Genomic DNA, 18341 nt, shown 5'->3' on the forward strand with positions numbered 1-18341 from the left:
GCCCGGCTTTGAAAAGGCCTAACAGCCCCAGGCGGCCAGATCGCCGATCGCAGGGTGCCGCAGCTCGGTCCCCGGCCCGATGCCCAGCGACCCGGCGACCCCGCCGTTCACCTCGAGCACGTACTGGATATCGCTGCCTCCGGGGATCAGCGTCTCGTCCAGCGGCTCCGCCATCGCGTGCACGTGCTGCACGGTGCCGGTTTCGTCCATGAAGATGATGTCGAGCGGGATGAGCGTGTTGCGCATCCAGAACGCGATCTGCGGCTGCGGCCGGGGATAGACAAAGAGCATCCCTGCCCCCATCGCCATCTCGGGCCGGTTCATCAGCCCCTGCGCGCGGTCGGCCGCCGTCTCGGCCAACTCGACCCGAAAGCGGGCGCTGCCCCAGTCGCCGCGCAGCTCCACGGCGTCGGGGCGGCAGGCGGCAGACGCGCCAACACCCCAGAATGCAAGCAGAAATCCCGCCAGCTGCCGTCGCATCACTGCATCTTGGCCGCGGTGTCGTCGGTCAGCGCACGGTCCCAGTGGCTGATCTCGGCCGCCATCAGCCCGCGCCGCCCCTGGATCGCACGGATGGCAATCGCCTCGCCCGCGACCAGGTCGGCCAGACCCGAGGCGCGCAGCACCTCGATATGGATGAACACGTCCTCTTCCCAGCCGAAGATGTTGGCAAAGCCGAACCCCTTGGCCTTGTCGAACCACTTCACCCGGGCCGGGCGCAGCGCGGTGTTGCGCAGCATCTCGGCATCCACGGCCTGGAAATCCTCGAGCAGCGCACCCTCGGGCGACTTCGGCGGTTCGATCGAAAATACCTCGACCGCCTGCATCCCCCGTTCGGTCTGCTGCACCCCGATGACAACCCGCGCCCCGTCCACAACCGTGCTCTGGCCGAAATTGCGCAGAACATTCGCATGGAGCAGGATATCCGGGCCGCCGGAGTCGGATATGACGAATCCGAATCCGCGGGCGGGGTCGAACCATTTGACCACCCCCTGGATCCTTTCTGAATTTTGCTTATTCAGCACGATCGCAATACTTCCTTAATCTATCCAATCGTCCGAGGCGCGCCGGACCATGTTATGGAAACTCCTTCCGGGTCAAGCGCGTTGCACCGGGTCCGGGGCAAATAGCCCGGCACCGTTCTCCATGTCCATCATGGATTCAACCGCTTCACTGTCCAGCCTGACGTGGCTTGATCGCGTGACCATCTGAACCGGTCATGCAGTCGGAAGGCCCCGTCTGCCCAGAATTCGATCTCCACAGGTACAATTTTGTACCCCCCCAAAACGCCGGCCTGGGAGGGTTGGTTCCTTTATCGGCGGTCACCCGGGCCACCTCGGCCATCAGGGCACCGCGGGACGACAGCGGCTGGGACTGCTTCGAGGCCCATGCCCCGAGCCGCGATTTCAGCGAGCGGGACGCGAAATATGCGTCCGCCTTGTCGCCGTCCTCCCGGCTGACGAGGCCGCGAACGCGAATCTGCCGTCTGAGGCTCTTCCAGTGCATCACGAAGGCCGCCTTGCCAGCCGCGTTCGATCTCCTGTGCCTTCACGCTACCATAGTTGGTATAGAACACGAAGGCATCAGCTTCGATCGCCTTGAGCAGGACCATGCGCACGTTCGGCAGCCCGTCCGGGTCCACCGTGGACAGCGCCATGGCGTTCGGATCGTTGATCTCGGCCTTGGTGGCCTCGTCCAGCCAGCGCTGCGCGATGACGAACGGGTCCTCGCCCGCGAAAATTCCGTCACGATCGGCCATCACATCCCTTTCCCGCTGCCCTTGATGCCCCCCGGCCAATCGCCTAAAGGATTTGCACTCGGGAAAGATTGGACGGGGTGCGCGAGATGTCAAACAACCTTCTGGCGGGAAAGCGGGGCCTGATCATGGGCGTCGCCAACGACAAATCCATCGCCTGGGGCATCGCGCAGGCCTGCGCCGACGCCGGCGCGGAACTGGCCTTCTCCTACATGGGCGACAGTTTCAAGAAACGGGTCGAACCGCTGGCCGCCGGCCTCGGGGTCAAGCACCTGTTCGACTGCGACGTGGGGGACGAGGCCAGCATCGACGCCTGCTTCAAGGGCATCGAGGAGGCCTGGGCGGGCTCGACTTCCTGGTCCATGCCATCGGCTTCTCGGACAAGAACGAACTGCGCGGCCGCTACGTCGACACCTCGCGCGACAACTTCACCATGACGATGGACGTGTCGGTCTACTCCTTCACCGCCGTCGCCCAGCGCGCCGAGAAGCTGATGAACAGCGGCGGCTCGATGCTGACGCTGACCTACTACGGCGCCGAACAGGTGATGCCGCATTACAACGTCATGGGCGTCGCCAAGGCCGCGCTCGAGGCCTCGGTGATGTACCTGGCCGAGGATCTCGGCAAGGACGGCATCCGCGTCAACGCGATCTCGGCCGGGCCGATCAAGACGCTGGCCGCCTCGGGCATCGGCGATTTCCGCTACATCCTGAAATGGAACGAGCTGAACTCCCCCCTGCGCCGCAACGTGACCCAGGAAGAGGTCGGCAAGGCAGCGCTCTACCTGCTGTCGGACCTCGGCTCCGGCACCACCGGCGAGACGCTGCACGTCGATGCGGGCTACCACGTCGTCGGCATGAAGGCCGTCGACGCGCCCGACATCCACAAGGGCGGCAAGGAGGAGTGACGGCATGCCCGCCGCGCCTCACGACCGCCGCGCCGCACCGGCGCGCCGCGGGCTGACGCGCCGCAGGCACGCCGCACCCGGCATCCCGCGATGACCCTCGCCGCCTTCCTCTCCATCGTCGCGATCCACCTCGCCGCCGCGATCAGCCCGGGCCCCTCCTTCGTGGTCTGCCTGCGCATCGCCGCGCGCGACGGTTTCCGCACCGCCGCCGCGCTGGCGCTCGGCTTCGGCCTCGGCGCCGCGCTCTGGGCCACCGCCGCCATGGCCGGGCTCGCGCTTCTTTTCCAGCTGGTGCCCGCGCTCTTCACCGCGCTCAAGCTGATCGGCGCGGCCTTCCTGATCTGGATCGCGATCTCGATGTGGCGCCACGCCGGCGACCCGCTCGAGATGCCCGAGGATGGCACCCCCGCCCTCACCCGCGCCCGCGCCTTCCGCCTGGGCTTCCTGACCTTCGCCACCAACCCCAAGACCGCCGTCTTCTTCGGCGCGGTCTTCGTCGGGCTGGTGCCCCCGGGCACGCCCCTGCCCTGGCTCGCCGCCATCGTCGCGGCGATCTTCGTGAACGAAACGCTCTGGTACCTGCTGGTGGCACGGCTGTTCTCGACCGAACGGGCGCGCGCGGGCTATAGTCGCCTGAAATCGGCCGTGGACCGGGGCTTTGCCGGGCTGCTCACGCTCTTCGGCCTCCGGATCGCATTGGGATAGAGACATGACCGACCGCCTGCCCCACGAAAAGGGATTCCACATCTCCTGGGACCAGATTCATCGCGACAGCCGGGCGCTGGCCTGGCGGCTGGACGGCCACGGCCCCGACGACGGCGCCTGGCGCGCGGTGGTGGCGGTGACCCGCGGCGGCATGGCCCCGGCGATGATCGTCGCGCGCGAACTCGACATCCGCGTCGTCGATACGATCTCGGTGAAAAGCTACAACCACCAGGCCCAGATGGACGCCAAGGTCCTCAAGGCGCCCGACGACGCGATGATGGGCGACGGCACCGGCATCCTGATCGTCGACGACCTGGTCGACAGCGGCAAGACGCTGGCACTGATCCGCGACCTATACCCGCAGGCGCATTTCGCCACCGTCTACGCGAAACCGCAGGGCCGCCCGCAGGTCGACACTTTCATCACCGAGGTCTCCCAGGACACCTGGATCTTCTTCCCCTGGGACATGGCGATGCAATACGTGAAGCCCTACCGCGGCTCCGACTGACCACCGCCGCGCGGCCCGCTACGCCCCGTTCCGGGCGAACCACGCCACGATGCCGGGCATCTCCGGCTCGAACCCGCCCGGCAGAAAGACGTTGAAGAGCCGCGCGGGCGAAGGTCCGGGATTGCGGAAATCGTGCAGCACCCCGGGCGGCACGCAGACCAGCGTGCCCGCCGGGCAGCTTTGCCAGGCCGCGCCCGCCAGGATCTCCGGCGCGCCCTCCAGCACCAGGAAAATCTCGTCATTGGCCTCGTGGGCATGGGCGCCCACGCCGGGCTGGCCCGGCGCCAGCCGCCACTCCGACACCGCGTAGCGGTCGCCGGTCTCCGCCCCGTCCGCCATGAACCGCGCCGCGCGCGCGCCCATGTCGTACCGTCGCCCGCCCGAGGGCGGGCAGATCAGCGCCCCGCTCACGCCCCGGTCTCCGCCGACCAGCGGCGCTGCATCTCCTCGGGGCTCATCTCCTCGACCACCTGGCCCAGGAACCAGCGGTGCCCGAACGGGTCCTGCACCACCGCGTTGCGGTCACCGAAGCTCTGCGTCGCGGGCCGCCGCAGCACCAGCGCCCCCGCCGCCTCGGCCCGCGCGGTGGCCGCGTCGCAATCCGCGACCGCCAGGTGCAGCGACACCGCCGTGCCCCCCAGGGTGTCCGGAGAGATCGCGCCGAAATCCGGGTACTCGTCGGCCAGGTAGATCACCGATCCGCCGATCCTCAGCTCCGCGTGCCCGATCCGCCCGTCGCCCGAGGGGTCGGTCATGCGGAACACCTCCTCGGCCCCGAAGGCACGGGTGTAGAAATCGATCGCCTCCGCCCCGCCGCGGCAGACGAGGTAGGCGGTCACGCTCTGGTCCCGGGACATGGCACATCCTCCTTGGCAGCCGGATTTAATTACGTTACGTTCCGTTTCATAAATGAGTCAAGACACCGATCCTCCGAAACGCGGCCGCCCGAGGTCGACCGAGGCCCGCGCCCGCGCGCTGGCCGCCGCGCGCGCCATCCTGCGCGACGAGGGCTTCGGTCGGCTGACCGTGGAAAAGGTCGCGCTCGCCTCGGGCGTGGGCAAGCCGACGATCTACCGCAACTGGGCCAATGCGCAGGAACTGGCGCTGGCCGCCCTGATCGACACCGCGCCCGAGGCGCCCACCGATCCGGCCCTGCCGCCCGCCGCCGCGCTCGAGGCGCAGCTGACCCGCCTCTGCGCCGCCTTCTCCACCACCCGGGGCCGGCAGGTCGCCCTGGCGCTGGCCACGGCCGATCCCGACAGCGAATTCACCCGCGCCTTCCGCAACCGCGTCATCCTCGAAAGCCGCGAGGCCGGCCGCGCCATCCTGGCCGAAGCGACGGCCACCGGCGCCCTGCCCCCGCCCGCCGATGTCGAGGCGCTACTCGACATGATCTACGGGCCGCTCTTCTTCCGACTGCTCGCCGGTCACCAGCCGCTCGACCCCACGCTCGCCGCCGCCATCACCGCGCAGGTCTTCCCCCACGGCTGACGGGTCCCTGCTTCATCTTGCCCCGAAAACTCCCGCCGGAGGCAGACCGTTCTCCGGGCTCGATGCCCGGAGAACGGTCACCCGCGCGACGGGCCCCGCCCGGCGCAAAGACCGACATTGGCACCGACGTGATACCGACGTAATACCGACGCGATACCGACGTCGAAATTCCGACCCGAGAGGCGCCATGACCACCCGCACCGCGACCACCTTCCGCCCCCCCGTGATGGAGGCCCGCCGCTGGCTCGACGGCGTCGCGTTCAGCGCCGACCGCCCGCTGATCAACGTCAGCCAGGCCGCCCCGGTCGACCCGCCGCCCGAGGCGCTGCGCCGCGAAATGGCACGGCTGGTGATGGAGGAACCGCAGGCGCATCTCTACGGGCCGGTCCTCGGCCTGCCCGACCTTCGGGCCGAGATCGCCGCCCAGTGGTCCGTCGCCTACGGCGGCACGGTCGCGCCCGAACAGGTCGCCATCACCTCGGGCTGCAACGAGGCGTTCTGCGCCGCGATCGAGACGCTGACCACCGAGGGGGATGAGGTTCTCCTGCCAACCCCCTGGTATTTCAATCACAAGATGTGGCTCGACATGGCGGGCGCCGTGGCCGTCCCGCTGCCGACCGGCCCCGCGCTGCTGCCCGACGCCGACACCGCCCGCGGCCTGATCACGCCGCGCACCCGCGCGATCGCGCTGGTCAGCCCGAACAACCCCGGCGGCGTCGAATACCCGCCCGCCACGATCCGCGCCTTCTACGACCTCTGCCAGCAGGCCGGCATCGCGCTGATCCTCGACGAGACCTACCGCGACTTCCACGTCAGCCCGCGTGCCCCGCACGACCTCTTTGCCCAGCCCGGCTGGGACGAGACGCTGATCCAGCTCTATTCCTTCTCCAAGGCCTACCGCCTGACCGGCCACCGCGTCGGTGCCATGGTCACCGGCACCGCGCGCCTGTCCGAGGTCGAGAAGTTCCTCGACACCGTCACCATCTGCCCCGCCCAGCTGGGCCAGTTCGCCGCGCTCTGGGGGATGCAGAACCTCGGCCAGTGGCTGGCCGGCGAACGGGCCGAGGTGCTGGCCCGCCGCGCCGCCATCGAAAGCGGCTTCTCGCCCCTGTCGCGCAAGGGCTGGAAACTGCTGGGCTGCGGCGCCTACTTCGCCTATCTCGAGCACCCGTTCGACACGCCCTCCGACCAGCTCGCCCCGCGGCTGGTGCAGGAGGCGGGTGTCCTGCTGCTGCCCGGCACGATGTTCATGCCCGACGACGACCCGGCCGGCGGCCAGCAGTTCCGCATCGCCTTTGCCAATGTCGATGCCGACGGGCTGCGCGACCTGATCGACCGCCTCGCCGCCTTCGACGGTTGACAGCTGACAACCCGTTCACGCGATTACCATGCCCCGGCCCTTGTCGCAGGGCCCATGGCGCATTAGACATCGCCAACCGGCGGGCAGAGCATCAGGGAGCAGTCGATGGCGCAGGACAAGCAGACCAAGAAGACCGGCAAGAAGGTGGGCCAGACCGCGGTCTGGGTCGTCATGGGGCTGCTGGTCCTCGGGCTCGGCGGCTTCGGCGTGACGAACTTCTCGGGCTCGGTGCAGAGCGTCGGCTCGGTCGGGGACAAGGACATCCCCGTCGACATGTACGCCCGCGCCCTGCAGAACGAGCTGCGCGCGATCGAGGCACAGACCGGCCAGTCGCTGAGCTTCGAGCAGGCCCAGCAGATGGGCCTCACCGAATCGACGCTGTCGCAGCTGATCACTGCCCGCGCCTTCGATTCCGAGGCCGACCGCCTCGGCCTGTCGGTCGGTGACGACGTCCTCGCCCGGCAGATCCAGGACATCGCCGCCTTCCAGGGCATGGATGGCAAGTTCGACCGCGAGGCCTACAAGTTCTCGCTCGACCGCGCCGGGCTGAACGAATCCCGGTTCGAGGAGCGCCTGCGCGAAGAGACCGCCCGCAGCCTGCTGCAGGGCGCCGTCATCGCGGGCGAGGCCGTGCCCCCCGCCTATGCCCAGACGCTGGTGAACTACATCGGCGAGCGCCGCGCGATCACCCTCGCCCGGCTGGACGAAAGCGACCTGGACAGCCCGACGCCCGAGGCGACCGATGCGGAGATCCAGGCCTTCTACGACGCGCACCAGGACCGCTACATGGTCCCCGAGCGTAAGCAGATCACCTATGCCTGGCTCTCGCCCGAGATGATGATGGACGAGGTCGAGGTCGACGAGGCCCGCATCCAGGAGGCCTACGAGGACCGCAAGGCCGAGTTCGAGCGCCCCGAACGGCGGCTGGTCGAACGGCTGGTCCTGTCGGATGCCGACGCCGCCCAGGCGGCGCGTGACCGGCTCGACGCTGGCGAGGTCGATTTCGACACCCTGGTCGAGGAACGCGGCCTCGCGCTCGAGGATGCCGACATGGGCGACGTGACCCGCGCCCAGCTCGGCGCCGCCGCAGACGCGGTCTTTGCCGCCGACAGCGGCGCGGTCGTGGGCCCGGTCGACACCGACCTCGGCCCGGCGCTCTTCCGCGTGAACGGCATCTTCCCGGCCCAGGTCACCCCCTACGAGGACGCCGCCGCGATGATCCGCGACGAACTGGTCGCCGACCAGGCCCGCCGCGCGGTCGAGGCGCAGATGGAACCTGTCGAGGACCTGCTGGCCGGCGGCGCCACGCTGGAAGAGCTGGCCAAGGAAACCCAGATGCAGATCGGCACCATCGACTGGTACCCCGGCCTGCAGGAAGGCATCTCGGGCTACGACGGTTTCGACGATGCCGCGGCCAACCTGGCCGAGGGCGACTATCCCGAACTGGCCATGCTCGAGGACGGCGGCATCTTCGCCATGCGCCTCGAAGGCACCCTGCCCGCCGAACCCGCCCCCCTCGACGAGGTGCGCGACCGCGTCGCCGCCAGCTGGCAGACCGAACAGACGGTGTCCCGCCTGCGTGCCATGGCCGAGGGCTACCGCGACCAGCTGGGCGAGGCCGCGACCTTCGAGAGCCTCGGGCTCGAGACCGAGACCGAGGAGTCGGTGTCGCGCAACGGCTCGGTGCTGGGCACCGGCGACGACTTCGTGTCCAAGGTCTTTGCCATGGACGAGGGCGACGTGATCGTCACCGACGCCTTCGGCTCGGTCCAGATCGTGCGCCTGGACGAGGTCCTGCCGCCCGACCTCGACGACCCAATCACCGCGCAACTGGTCGCCGGCGTCGGCCAGAGCCTGTCGCAGAGCGTCGGCCAGGATCTCTTCCGCATCTTCGCCGAGGACATCCGCCAGCGCACCGGCGTGCGGATCGACCAGACGGCGATGAACGCGGTCCACGCCAACTTCCGCTAGGCCCCGGCCCGGCCGGTTCGCCAGAAGCCTGAAACAACGTTGCAGGGGCGTGGACATGGGTCCGCGCCCTTTCTACTCCTGTCCCCGGGCTTGGCCGAGCAGGAGGGATCATGGCGGACATTCACGGGACCGGCACCGGCGTGCTGATCGCCAACCGGGGCGAAATCGCCATCCGCATCGCGCAGGCGGTGCAGTCGCTGGGCCTCAGGGCCGTGATGATCCACCCCGAGGACGACGCAAACGCCCTGCACACGCGTGCAGGCGACGCGGTCGAGGTCATTCCCGGCCGCGGCACCGCCGCTTACCTCGACAGCGCCGCCATCGTCGCCGCCGCCGAACGCGCGGGCTGCGCGCTGGTTCATCCCGGCTACGGCTTTCTCAGCGAGAACGCGGGCTTCGCCGCGGCCTGCGAGGCGGCGGGCCTCACCTTCATCGGCCCGCGACCCGAAACGCTCGACCTCCTCGGCGACAAGCAACGCGCCCGCGCGCTGGCGCAAAGCCTCGGCGTCCCGGTCCTGCCCGCCACCAAGGGCGCGGCAAGCCTGCTAGAGGCGCAACAGTTCTTCACCGAGCATCCCGCCGGCATCATGGTCAAGGCGGTCGCCGGCGGCGGCGGCCGCGGCATGCGCCCGGTGACCGACCCCGACGCCCTCTCCGCTGCCTGGGAACGCTGCGCGTCCGAGGCGCTGTCGGCCTTCGGCGACGGATCGCTCTATGCCGAGGCGCTGCTGCCCCGCGTCCGGCATATCGAGGTGCAGATCCTCGGCGACGGAAAGGGCGACGTGGTGCATGTCTGGGACCGCGACTGCTCGCTCCAGCGCCGCCGCCAGAAGGTGGTCGAAATCGCGCCCGCGCTCTCGGTCCCCGAGGAAAGCCGCAAGCAGATGCGTCAGGACGCCGTCGCCATGGCGCGCGAGACCGGCTATCGCGGCCTCGCCACCTTTGAATTCCTAGTCGAAACCGGCACCTACAAGTACCACTTCATCGAGGCGAACCCCCGCATCCAGGTCGAACACACGGTGACCGAGGCGGTGACCGGCATCGACCTTGTCCGTGCCCAGATCAGCGTCTGCATGGGTCACGGCCTGGCCGAGCTGCACCTGACCCAGGATCAGATCCCCGTCCCGCGCGGCGTCGCTATCCAGGCCCGCATCAACGCCGAGGAGATGCGCGCCGACGGCACGGCCCATCCGTCGCATGGCACCATCGAGACGTGGGAGCCGCCCTCGGGTCCGAATGTCCGCCTCGACGGCGCGGGCTATCGCGGCCTCGCGCCCTCGCCGCATTACGACAGCCTGCTGGCCAAGCTCATCGTCTCGGACCCCGCGCCCGCCCTGCAACCGGCGCTAACCGCGCTGCACCGCGCGCTCTGTGCCTTCCGGGTCGAGGGGCTGAAAACCAACATTCCCTTCCTGCAGAATCTCGTCACCCTGCCCGAGGTGGTGGCCGACGACCTCTGGACCGGCCTCGTGGACGCCATGGCCCCGCGCCTCGCCGCCCCCGGCGACCATCCCGCCCGCCATTTCACCGCCGAGGCGCGGGCAAGGACCGTCGAGGTCGTCGCCGGCCCCGATGGCACCGATCCGCTGCCCTGCCCGCTGACCGGGATCCTTTCGTCCCTGCGCGTGCAGCCCGGCGACCGGGTCGCCGCCGGCCAGGTCGTCGCCATCCTGGAGGCGATGAAGATGGAGCACGAGATCACCGCCCCCGCCTCGGGCATCGTCCGCGCCGTGGCCGAGACCGGAGAGGTCATTCCCGAGGGCGCCGCGCTGATGTTCCTCGAACCCGCCGAGGTCGACGCCGCCGCGGCCGGCGCCGAGATCGCCCGCGACCCCGACGAGGTCCGCCCCGACCTGGCCGAGGCCATCGCCCGCCACGCCGTCACGCTGGACGAAAACCGCCCCGAGGCGGTGAAACGGCGCCACGACAAGGGCTATCGCACCGCCCGCGAAAACATCGCCGACCTCGTCGACGAGGGCACGTTCAGCGAATACGGCGCGCTCGCCACCGGCGCGCGCCGCTCGCTGCACGACCCCGACGACCTGCGCCGGATCACCCCCGCCGACGGCATCGTCGGCGGCACCGCGCAGGTGAACGGCCACCTCTTCGCGCCCGACAAGTCCCGCTGCATGGTCATGTCCTACGACTACACCGTGCTCGCCGGCACCCAGGGCCACATCGGCCACAAGAAGACCGATCGCCTTCTGGAACTGGCCGAAAAGGCCGAACTGCCCATCGTCATCTACGCCGAAGGCGGCGGCGGACGGCCCGGCGACGTCGACAACACGTTGTCGGCCGCGCTCGTCACGCCCACCTTCTGGCGTTTCGGCCGGATGTCGGGCGTGGCCCCGCTGGTCGGCATCGTGCAGGGCCGCTGTTTCGCCGGCAACGCCTCGGTGCTGGGCTGCTGCGACGTGATCATCTCGACCCGTGACGCCTCGATCGGCATGTCCGGCCCCGCGATGATCGAGGGCGCGGGCCTCGGCACCGTCGCCCCCGACGACATCGGCCCGGCCTCCGTCATGCATCCGAACGGCGTGATCGACATCCTCGTCGACGACGAGGCGCAGGCGACGGCGGCGGCCAAGCAGTATCTGTCCTACTTCCAGGGCCCGGTCGCGGACTGGGAGGAACCCGACCAGCGCCTTCTCCGCCACGCCGTGCCCGAGAACCGCCTACGCGCCTACGACGTCCGCCCGCTGATCGAGACACTGGCCGACCGTGACAGCTTCCTCGAACTGCGCCGCCCCTTCGGCCCGGCCCTTGTCACCGGCCTGATCCGCATCGCGGGCCGCCCGATGGGCGTGATCGCCAACGCGGCCAACGTGAACGGCGGCGCCATCGACCGGGACGAGGCCGACAAGGCCGCCCGCTTCATGCAGCTCTGCGACGCCCACGACCTGCCGATCCTGTCGCTCTGCGACACGCCCGGCTTCATGGTCGGCCCCGATGCCGAGACGCGGGCAAACGTGCGCCACTTCTCGCGGATGTTCATCACCGGCGCCTCGCTGACGGTGCCCTTCCTGACGGTGGTCCTGCGCAAAGCCTATGGCCTCGGCGCCATGGCGATGGCGGGCGGGTCATTCCACTACGCCTCGCAGCTCTCGCTCTCCTGGCCCTCGGGCGAATTCGGTCCCATGCAGCTCGAAGGCGCGGTGCAGCTCGGCTTCCGGCGCGAGCTCGAGGCGATCGCGGACCCCGAGGCACGGCAGGCGCGTTACAAGGAACGGGTGACCGAGCTTTACGAGATCGGCAAGGCGGTGAACTCGGCCCCGAACCTCGGCGTCGACGACGTGATCGACCCGGCGGACACGCGCGCCCGCCTCCTCGCGGCGCTCGATGCGATGCCAAAGGTCAACAACGCCAAGCCCGGCAAGCGCCCGATGATCGACGCCTGGTAGGGCCGACCCGTCCCCGCTCCATCGCTTGGGAATGCCGTTCGGAGGGACCGCGATCTCCCCAAGGAAACCGCGGCTCAGGCTCAGCCCTCGCCCGCCGGCTGCGCCAGCAGCAGCGCCGAGACCGGCGCAAGCGCCACCTGCCCGGCCCGGTCCTGCAGCCCCCAGACCGCCAGCGCCTGCAGGGTCTCGGGCCGCAGGCGGCCCACCATGATCACCCCGTCCGACTGCCGCGCCCGGAACGCCGCGTGGTCGAGGAAGCGGCGGATCACCGCCTCGCCCTGTCCCTCGGCATCGAAATCGCGGAACACGGTGGCGGCAGGCACCCCGGCCTTCGACGCCAGCTTGCGCGCGGTGTCAAAGCCGTTGGGATACAGCACCAGCCCATAGCCGCTGTCGGCCAGCATCGCGCCCATGTGGTCGGCGGCGTCCTTCGACTGCTGCAGGCCCAGTCCCGGTTTCTCCATCACCGCGACGGCCTGCGGCAGGCGGTCGGCCCAGACCTGGAAATCGGTCTCGACATCCTGCGCCCGCGCGGCGGCGTCGACCCCGGCGAGGATCAGCACCTCGATCCCGGCGTCGCGGTAGCGGCGCATCGCCTCGGCCGCGCCGGGGGCCGCGGGGTCCAGCGCGACGCTGACCGGAAAGGGGAAATCCCCGACCGCCGCGACCGTCGCGGCATCGGCGCCGCCGTCGATCAGCACGATCGACATCAGCGGCAGGCCGGTGTCGTTCTCGAACGAGGTGGCATTGGCACGGATCGGCGGCACGCCCTCGGGCGCCACGGCGGGGGCGGCGGGCTCTTCCGCCGCCTCGGGCTCGGCCGGGGCCTGGCCGATCACCGGCAGGCGGCCACCGGCGCCGGTGCCCCGGTCGATGATGTTGCCGGCCATCCGGGTGGCCAGGTTCTGGGCAAGCGCCTCTTCCGTTTCCGCGTTCAGCGGCGGCGGTGTCTCGCCCGCCTCGGCGCGGGCCACCGGATCGGGGCGCGCGGCGGGTTCGGTCACGGCGTCGGGTGCGCGGTCCACGGCGGGGGCATCCGCCCGGTCGGTCGTCGCGGCGCCGGGCCCCGAGGCTTCGGGCGCGGGGGCTACCGGCCCGGCCTCGCCCGCCCCTGCCATCGGCGCGGCGGGGGCTTCGGGCGCGGCGGGCTGCACGCCGGCGGCGGTGTCGGCCGCGGGCAGCGCGGAGCGTTCCGCCGCCGCCGGGACCGAGATCGTCGCATCCGGCGCACCGGGCCGCGGGCGCGGCGCCTCGGCCGCGGATTGCAGGTCACCGGCCGCGAAGCCCGAGGTCCCGGCGCCCGCATCCTCCTGCGGCATCGCCGGCACGGTCAACTGGGTCGAGGGGGAGCTCGGCGGCGCGGGGCGGACCGGGGCCACCGGCGCGGTATCGTCGCCCGGCGCGGCGGGCAGCGCCTCTGCGGGCCGGGCGGTGTTGGTCGTGGGCGTCTCGACCAGCGGGGCGGCGGGAGTTTCGGGCGCCTGCCCGGCCTCGGGCGCGGCGGACAGCCCGCCCTCTGGCGTGCCGGTCGTAGGGCGCTGGCCGGGCTCCATCGCGGTGGTGGAAAGGGTATCGAGCCCGTCGCGCTGCGGCGTGGTCAGCCCGCCCGCCGCCGCCGGGGCGGTCACGCCCTCCTGCGCTGGCAGATCGACCGGCCCGTCCTCGCGCGCGCCGTTGAACTGGGAGCCGGCGGGCACCTCGGCGGTGCCGGTGCTGGGCGGGGCATCCCCCGGCAGCGGCTTGTTCAGCGACACCACGGCCAGCAGGAGCACGGCGATCACCAGCCCCCAGACGATACCCGAAATGAAACCCCTGCTCACCGCACCTGCCTTCTGCTCCTGGGCCGGCTGGGTCCGGCCTTTCGTTCCTGTCCCCGACGCATCCCCGGGCGGCCCTTGACGCCGACCGCTCAGAGTGAACATTAGGGGCGCGCCCACCGGCGCTTGCGCCTTTGCGGCAGTCTACCACAAGATGCGCGACTGCACAGGGGCTTCACCGCCATGGCCCCGCACCGGGGCGCAACAGGAGCACTTTGCCGAGATGAGCGACGCCATCAAGCCCCTGATCGCGGCCGCGACCGAGCGCCCGCTGACCGCCGAGGAAGCCCGGAGCGCCTTTGACATCCTCTTCGCGGGCGAGGCGACGCCGTCCCAGGTCGGCGGCCTGCTGATGACGCTCCGCACCCGCGGCGAGACGGTGGACGAAATCGCCTCGGCCGCCGCGGCCATGCGGGCCAAGGCCAACGCGATCACCGCCCCGGCGGGCGCGATCGACATCGTCGGCACCGGCGGCGACGGCAAGGGCACGCTGAACATCTCGACCGCGACGGCGCTGGTGGTGGCGGGCGCGGGCGTCCCGGTGGCCAAGCACGGCAACCGCAACCTCAGCTCCAAGAGCGGGGCGGCCGACGCGCTCGGCATGCTGGGCGTGAACACCATGGTCGGCCCCGAGGTCGCGCAGCGCGAGATCCGCGAGGCCGGGATCGCCTTCATGATGGCCCCGATGCACCACCCGGCGATGAAGCACGTGATGCCCGCGCGCACGGAACTCGCCACCCGCACGATCTTCAACATCCTAGGGCCGCTGACCAACCCGGCGGGCGTCAAGCGCCAGCTCACCGGCGCCTACAGCCGCGACATCATCCGCCCGATGGCCGAGACGCTGGGCAAGCTGGGGTCGGAACACGCCTGGCTGGTGCACGGATCGGACGGCACCGATGAGATGACGATCACCGGCATCACCTGGGTCGCGGCGCTGGAAAAGGACGGCTCGGTCCGCGAGGTCGAGCTTCACCCCGAGGATTTCGGCCTGCCGGTCCACCCGTTCGAGGCCATCGTGGGCGGCGAGCCCATGGAGAACGCCAATGCGCTCCGCGCGCTGCTGGACGGGGCGCCCGGCGCCTACCGGGACGCGGTGCTGCTGAACGCCGCCGCCGCGCTGGTGATCGCCGACAAGGCCGTCGATCTGAAGGAAGGCGTGGCCATGGCGGCCGAGAGCATCGACGCCGGCGCGGCCCGCGACAAGCTGGCGGCGCTCGCGCGCATCGCCGCCACCGGCGCGTGACCCACGGCGACGGCCTGCCCGCCGGGCTGGGGGCCTGGGCCGACCTGCCGTTCTTTGCCACGGACTGGCCCGCGATCCGCGACCGCATCGCGGCCGATACACGGACCATCCTGCCGCCCGACCACTTGCGCTTTGCCGCGCTGGAAGCGGCGCAGCCCGACGCGGTGCGCGTGGTGATCCTGGGCCAGGACCCCTACCCGACGCCGGGCCACGCCCATGGGCTGGCGTTTTCGGTCGAACCCGACGTCCGCCCCCTGCCCCGGTCGCTGATCAACATCTTCAAGGAGATGCAGGCCGACATCGGCGCGGCACCGGACACCGGCGACCTGCGGCCCTGGGCCGCGCAGGGCGTGCTGCTGCTGAACACCGCGCTGTCGGTCCCCGCGGGCGACGCGGGCGGGCACGCGCGGCTTGGTTGGGACCGGCTGACACGGCAGGTCCTGGCGCGGCTTTCGGACCGGCCACGCGCCTTCATCCTCTGGGGCGGACACGCGCAGAAGTTCCGCGACGCGGTCTATGGAGATGACCATCTGATCCTCGAAAGCGCGCATCCTTCGCCGCTTTCGGCCCGCCGGGGCTTTTTCGGCTCGCGGCCATTTTCAAATGTGAACAAGTGGCTTACACGAAAGGGCGAGCCGCCCGTGACCTGGGCCGCGCCGCAGCGAAGACCGGAGTGAGCATGACCGAAACCGTCCTCGACCGCATCAAGGCCTACAAGCTGGAAGAGATCGCCGCAGACAAGGCGGCGCGCCGGATCGCCGAGGTCGAGGAGGACGCTCGCGGCGCCCCCGCGGTCCGCCCCTTTGCCGAGGCCCTGCACGAGGCCGCGATGCGCGGCTTCGGCCTGATCGCCGAGGTCAAGAAGGCATCGCCCTCCAAGGGTCTGATCCGCGCGGATTTCGATCCCGCCGCCCTAGCCAAGGCCTACGAGGACGGCGGTGCCGCCTGCCTGTCGGTGCTGACCGACACGCCCAGCTTCCAAGGCGCCAAGGAATACCTGACCCAGGCCCGCAACGCCTGTGACCTGCCGGTCCTGCGCAAGGATTTCATGTACGACACCTACCAGGTGGCCGAGGCCCGCGCGCTTGGCGCGGACTGCATCCTCATCATCATGGCCTCGGTCAGCGACAGCCAGGCAGTCGAGCTCGAGGATGCCGCCACGAGCTGGAACATGGACGCCCTGATCGAGGTCCACAGCGAGGAAGAGCTCGAGCGCGCCAGCCTGCTGAAGAGCCGCCTGCTCGGCATCAACAACCGCGACCTCAAGACCTTCGAGACCAACCTCGACACCTCCCGCCGACTGGCCCGGCTGGCGCCCGAGGACAAGATCCTGATCTCGGAAAGCGGGTTGACCGGTGCGGCCGACCTCGAGGACCTCGCCCGGTTCGGCACGCGCTGCTTCCTGATCGGCGAAACGCTGATGCGGCAGGCGGATGTCGAGGCGGCCACCCGCGAGCTGCTGAGCACCGGCCACGCCTCGAGCTTCGGCGGACGGGTCTGATGCCACTTACCCATTTCGACGATAAGGGCCATGCCCATATGGTCGACGTCTCGGACAAGCCCGCGACCGCCCGTGTCGCGGTGGCCGAGGGCTGGGTCAGGATGGCGCCCGAAACGCTGGCGCTGATCGAGGACGGCCGCGCCAAGAAGGGCGACGTGATCGGCGTCGCTCGGCTGGCCGGCATCATGGGCGCCAAGAAGACGGCCGACCTGATCCCGCTCTGCCACCCGCTGCCCGTGACCAAGGTCGCCGTGGAGTTGACACCCGATCGCGACCTGCCGGGCCTCAGGATCGAGGCCACCGTCAAGACCACCGGCCAGACCGGGGTCGAGATGGAGGCGCTGACCGCCGTCTCGACCGCCGCGCTGACGGTCTATGACATGGCCAAGGCGGTGGACCGCGCGATGGAGATCGGTGGCATCCGCGTCCTGCTGAAGGACGGTGGCAAATCCGGCCGCTACGAGGCGGACCCGGCCACATGATCCCCGTCGAAGAGGCCTTGCAGGGGCTCTTCGGCCTCGTCTCTCCCTCTCGACCGAAGAGGTGCCGCTGGCACAGGCCGCGGGCCGCGTGCTGGCCGCCGACATCATCGCCCGCCGCGACCAGCCGCCCTTTGCCGCCTCGGCGATGGACGGCTATGCGGTGATCGCGGCCGAGGCCGTGCCGGACGCCCGGTTCCGCGTGATCGGAGAATCCGCCGCCGGCCACAGGTTCGACGGCGCGGTCCGTCCCGGCGAGGCGGTGCGCATCTTCACCGGCGCCCCGGTGCCCGAGGGCGCGGATCGTGTCGTGATCCAGGAGGATGTCGAGGCCGAGGGCGACACCATCACCCTGACCGACGCGCTCGATGCCGGGCCGCATATCCGCCCCGCCGGGGCCGATTTCCGCGTCGGCGACGTGGTCCGCGCCCCCCGCCGCCTGTCGCCCGCCGATGTCGCCCTGGCCGCCGCGATGAACAATGCCCGCCTTCAGGTCAGCCGTCGCCCGGCCGTCGCGCTGATCTCGACCGGGGATGAGCTAGTGATGCCCGGCGGCCTGCCCGGCCCCGACCAGATCGTCGCCTCGAACACCTTCGGGCTGAAGGCCCTGCTCGAGGCCGAGGGCGCCGAGGCGCGCATCCTGCCGGTCGCCCGCGACAGCGAGGCGAGCCTGCGCATGGCCTTCGACCTCGCGATGAGCGCGGACCTGATCGTCACCATCGGCGGCGCCTCTGTGGGCGATCACGACCTCGTCGGCAAGGTGGCCGCCGACATGGGGCTGGACCGGGCCTTCTGGAAGGTGGCGATGCGGCCGGGCAAGCCGCTGATGGCCGGCAGGCTCGACGGGCTGCCGATGATCGGCCTGCCGGGTAATCCGGTGTCGGCCATGGTCTGCGGCCATGTCTTCCTGCGGCCGGTGATCCGCGCCATGCAGGGCCTGCCGGCCCGCGCCCTGACCCCCACGCGCGCCCGCCTCGCCGCCCCGGTGGCCGAGAACGGGCCGCGCACGCATTACATGCGGTCCGAGATGACGGCCGAGGGCATCCGCCCCTTCGGCAGCCAGGACAGCTCGCTCCTGTCGGTGCTGGCGCGGGCGGACTGCTTCCTGATCCGCCCGCCCGGCGCCCCCGCGGCCGAGGCCGGGGACGAGGTGGAGTGCCTCGTGGTGTGAGACGGCGGGTGGGGTTCCCCCCGCCCCG

The 18341-nt window shown here is 70.6% G+C and carries 15 protein-coding genes and 3 pseudogenes; 12 read left to right on the forward strand and 6 right to left on the reverse strand.

Going from position 1 to position 18341, the window contains the following annotated elements:
- Nucleotides 1-18: 18 nt before the first annotated feature.
- The 3 genes and pseudogenes from ACE2AC_RS06135 to pdxH all read right to left on the reverse strand — a co-directional run bounded on the left by ACE2AC_RS06135 (nucleotide 19) and on the right by pdxH (nucleotide 1759).
- Nucleotides 19-480 (reverse strand): DUF192 domain-containing protein, encoded by a 462-nt coding sequence (locus ACE2AC_RS06135; RefSeq protein WP_375691222.1) that lies wholly within the window; start codon nucleotides 478-480, stop codon nucleotides 19-21.
- Nucleotides 480-989 (reverse strand): cold-shock protein, encoded by a 510-nt coding sequence (locus tag ACE2AC_RS06140; RefSeq protein WP_375691223.1) that lies wholly within the window; start codon nucleotides 987-989, stop codon nucleotides 480-482. Before ACE2AC_RS06140 ends, ACE2AC_RS06135 begins: the two co-directional genes overlap by 1 nt.
- Nucleotides 990-1153: 164 nt before the next feature.
- Nucleotides 1154-1759: pseudogene (pdxH, locus tag ACE2AC_RS06145) on the reverse strand (pyridoxamine 5'-phosphate oxidase).
- A gap of 86 nt (nucleotides 1760-1845) precedes the next feature.
- On the opposite strand from pdxH, the pseudogene fabI reads away from it, so the two are divergent.
- The 3 genes and pseudogenes from fabI (at nucleotide 1846) to gpt (ending at nucleotide 3876) form a co-directional block, all read left to right on the forward strand.
- Nucleotides 1846-2663, forward strand: a pseudogene (gene fabI, locus ACE2AC_RS06150) (enoyl-ACP reductase FabI).
- A gap of 90 nt (nucleotides 2664-2753) precedes the next feature.
- Nucleotides 2754-3368: a LysE family translocator gene (locus tag ACE2AC_RS06155; protein ID WP_375691224.1), complete on the forward strand. Its 615-nt coding sequence runs from the start codon at nucleotides 2754-2756 to the stop codon at nucleotides 3366-3368.
- Between the two features lie 4 nt (nucleotides 3369-3372).
- Nucleotides 3373-3876, forward strand: a complete 504-nt coding sequence (gpt, locus tag ACE2AC_RS06160; protein WP_375691225.1) for a xanthine phosphoribosyltransferase — start codon at nucleotides 3373-3375, stop codon at nucleotides 3874-3876.
- Between the two features lie 18 nt (nucleotides 3877-3894).
- On the opposite strand, the gene ACE2AC_RS06165 is transcribed toward gpt, so the two are convergent.
- A complete protein-coding gene (locus ACE2AC_RS06165; protein ID WP_375691226.1) occupies nucleotides 3895-4287 on the reverse strand; it encodes a cupin domain-containing protein in 393 nt (130 codons plus the stop codon).
- Complete coding sequence (locus tag ACE2AC_RS06170; protein ID WP_375691227.1) at nucleotides 4284-4733, reverse strand: VOC family protein; 450 nt, start codon at nucleotides 4731-4733, stop codon at nucleotides 4284-4286. Before ACE2AC_RS06170 ends, ACE2AC_RS06165 begins: the two co-directional genes overlap by 4 nt.
- Before the next feature lie 52 nt (nucleotides 4734-4785).
- On the opposite strand from ACE2AC_RS06170, the gene ACE2AC_RS06175 reads away from it, so the two are divergent.
- From ACE2AC_RS06175 to ACE2AC_RS06190, 4 genes are all read left to right on the forward strand, one after another.
- The gene (locus tag ACE2AC_RS06175; protein ID WP_375691228.1) at nucleotides 4786-5367 is read left to right on the forward strand and encodes a TetR/AcrR family transcriptional regulator; all 582 of its coding nucleotides are present in this window, start codon (nucleotides 4786-4788) and stop codon (nucleotides 5365-5367) included.
- Nucleotides 5368-5554: 187 nt separating this feature from the next.
- Nucleotides 5555-6727, forward strand: coding sequence for an aminotransferase (locus ACE2AC_RS06180; RefSeq protein ID WP_375691229.1), 1173 nt, complete (start codon nucleotides 5555-5557; stop codon nucleotides 6725-6727).
- 105 nt (nucleotides 6728-6832) lie between these two features.
- Nucleotides 6833-8698: a peptidyl-prolyl cis-trans isomerase gene (locus ACE2AC_RS06185; protein ID WP_375691230.1), complete on the forward strand. Its 1866-nt coding sequence runs from the start codon at nucleotides 6833-6835 to the stop codon at nucleotides 8696-8698.
- A 110-nt stretch (nucleotides 8699-8808) separates the two neighbouring features.
- Entirely contained in the window at nucleotides 8809-12099 is a 3291-nt protein-coding gene (locus ACE2AC_RS06190) for a carboxyl transferase domain-containing protein (RefSeq protein ID WP_375691231.1), read from the forward strand.
- An 80-nt stretch (nucleotides 12100-12179) separates the two neighbouring features.
- Here ACE2AC_RS06190 and ACE2AC_RS06195 read toward each other — a convergent pair whose 3' ends face one another.
- The gene (locus ACE2AC_RS06195; RefSeq protein ID WP_375691232.1) at nucleotides 12180-13919 is read right to left on the reverse strand and encodes a divergent polysaccharide deacetylase family protein; all 1740 of its coding nucleotides are present in this window, start codon (nucleotides 13917-13919) and stop codon (nucleotides 12180-12182) included.
- A gap of 220 nt (nucleotides 13920-14139) precedes the next feature.
- On the opposite strand from ACE2AC_RS06195, the gene trpD reads away from it, so the two are divergent.
- The 5 genes and pseudogenes from trpD to glp all read left to right on the forward strand — a co-directional run bounded on the left by trpD (nucleotide 14140) and on the right by glp (nucleotide 18313).
- Nucleotides 14140-15162: an anthranilate phosphoribosyltransferase gene (gene trpD / locus ACE2AC_RS06200; protein ID WP_375691233.1), complete on the forward strand. Its 1023-nt coding sequence runs from the start codon at nucleotides 14140-14142 to the stop codon at nucleotides 15160-15162.
- A complete protein-coding gene (locus tag ACE2AC_RS06205; RefSeq protein WP_375691234.1) occupies nucleotides 15159-15839 on the forward strand; it encodes a uracil-DNA glycosylase in 681 nt (226 codons plus the stop codon). Before trpD ends, ACE2AC_RS06205 begins: the two co-directional genes overlap by 4 nt.
- A 2-nt stretch (nucleotides 15840-15841) precedes the next feature.
- Complete coding sequence (trpC, locus tag ACE2AC_RS06210) at nucleotides 15842-16663, forward strand: indole-3-glycerol phosphate synthase TrpC (RefSeq protein ID WP_375691235.1); 822 nt, start codon at nucleotides 15842-15844, stop codon at nucleotides 16661-16663.
- Nucleotides 16663-17145, forward strand: a complete 483-nt coding sequence (moaC, locus tag ACE2AC_RS06215) for a cyclic pyranopterin monophosphate synthase MoaC (RefSeq protein WP_375691236.1) — start codon at nucleotides 16663-16665, stop codon at nucleotides 17143-17145. Before trpC ends, moaC begins: the two co-directional genes overlap by 1 nt.
- Nucleotides 17142-18313, forward strand: a pseudogene (gene glp, locus ACE2AC_RS06220) (gephyrin-like molybdotransferase Glp). The gene moaC and the pseudogene glp overlap by 4 nt, the downstream one beginning before the upstream one ends.
- Nucleotides 18314-18341: the final 28 nt, after the last annotated feature.

This window comes from Pseudooceanicola sp. LIPI14-2-Ac024 (genome assembly GCF_042188925.1).
Lineage (GTDB): Bacteria > Pseudomonadota > Alphaproteobacteria > Rhodobacterales > Rhodobacteraceae > Pseudooceanicola.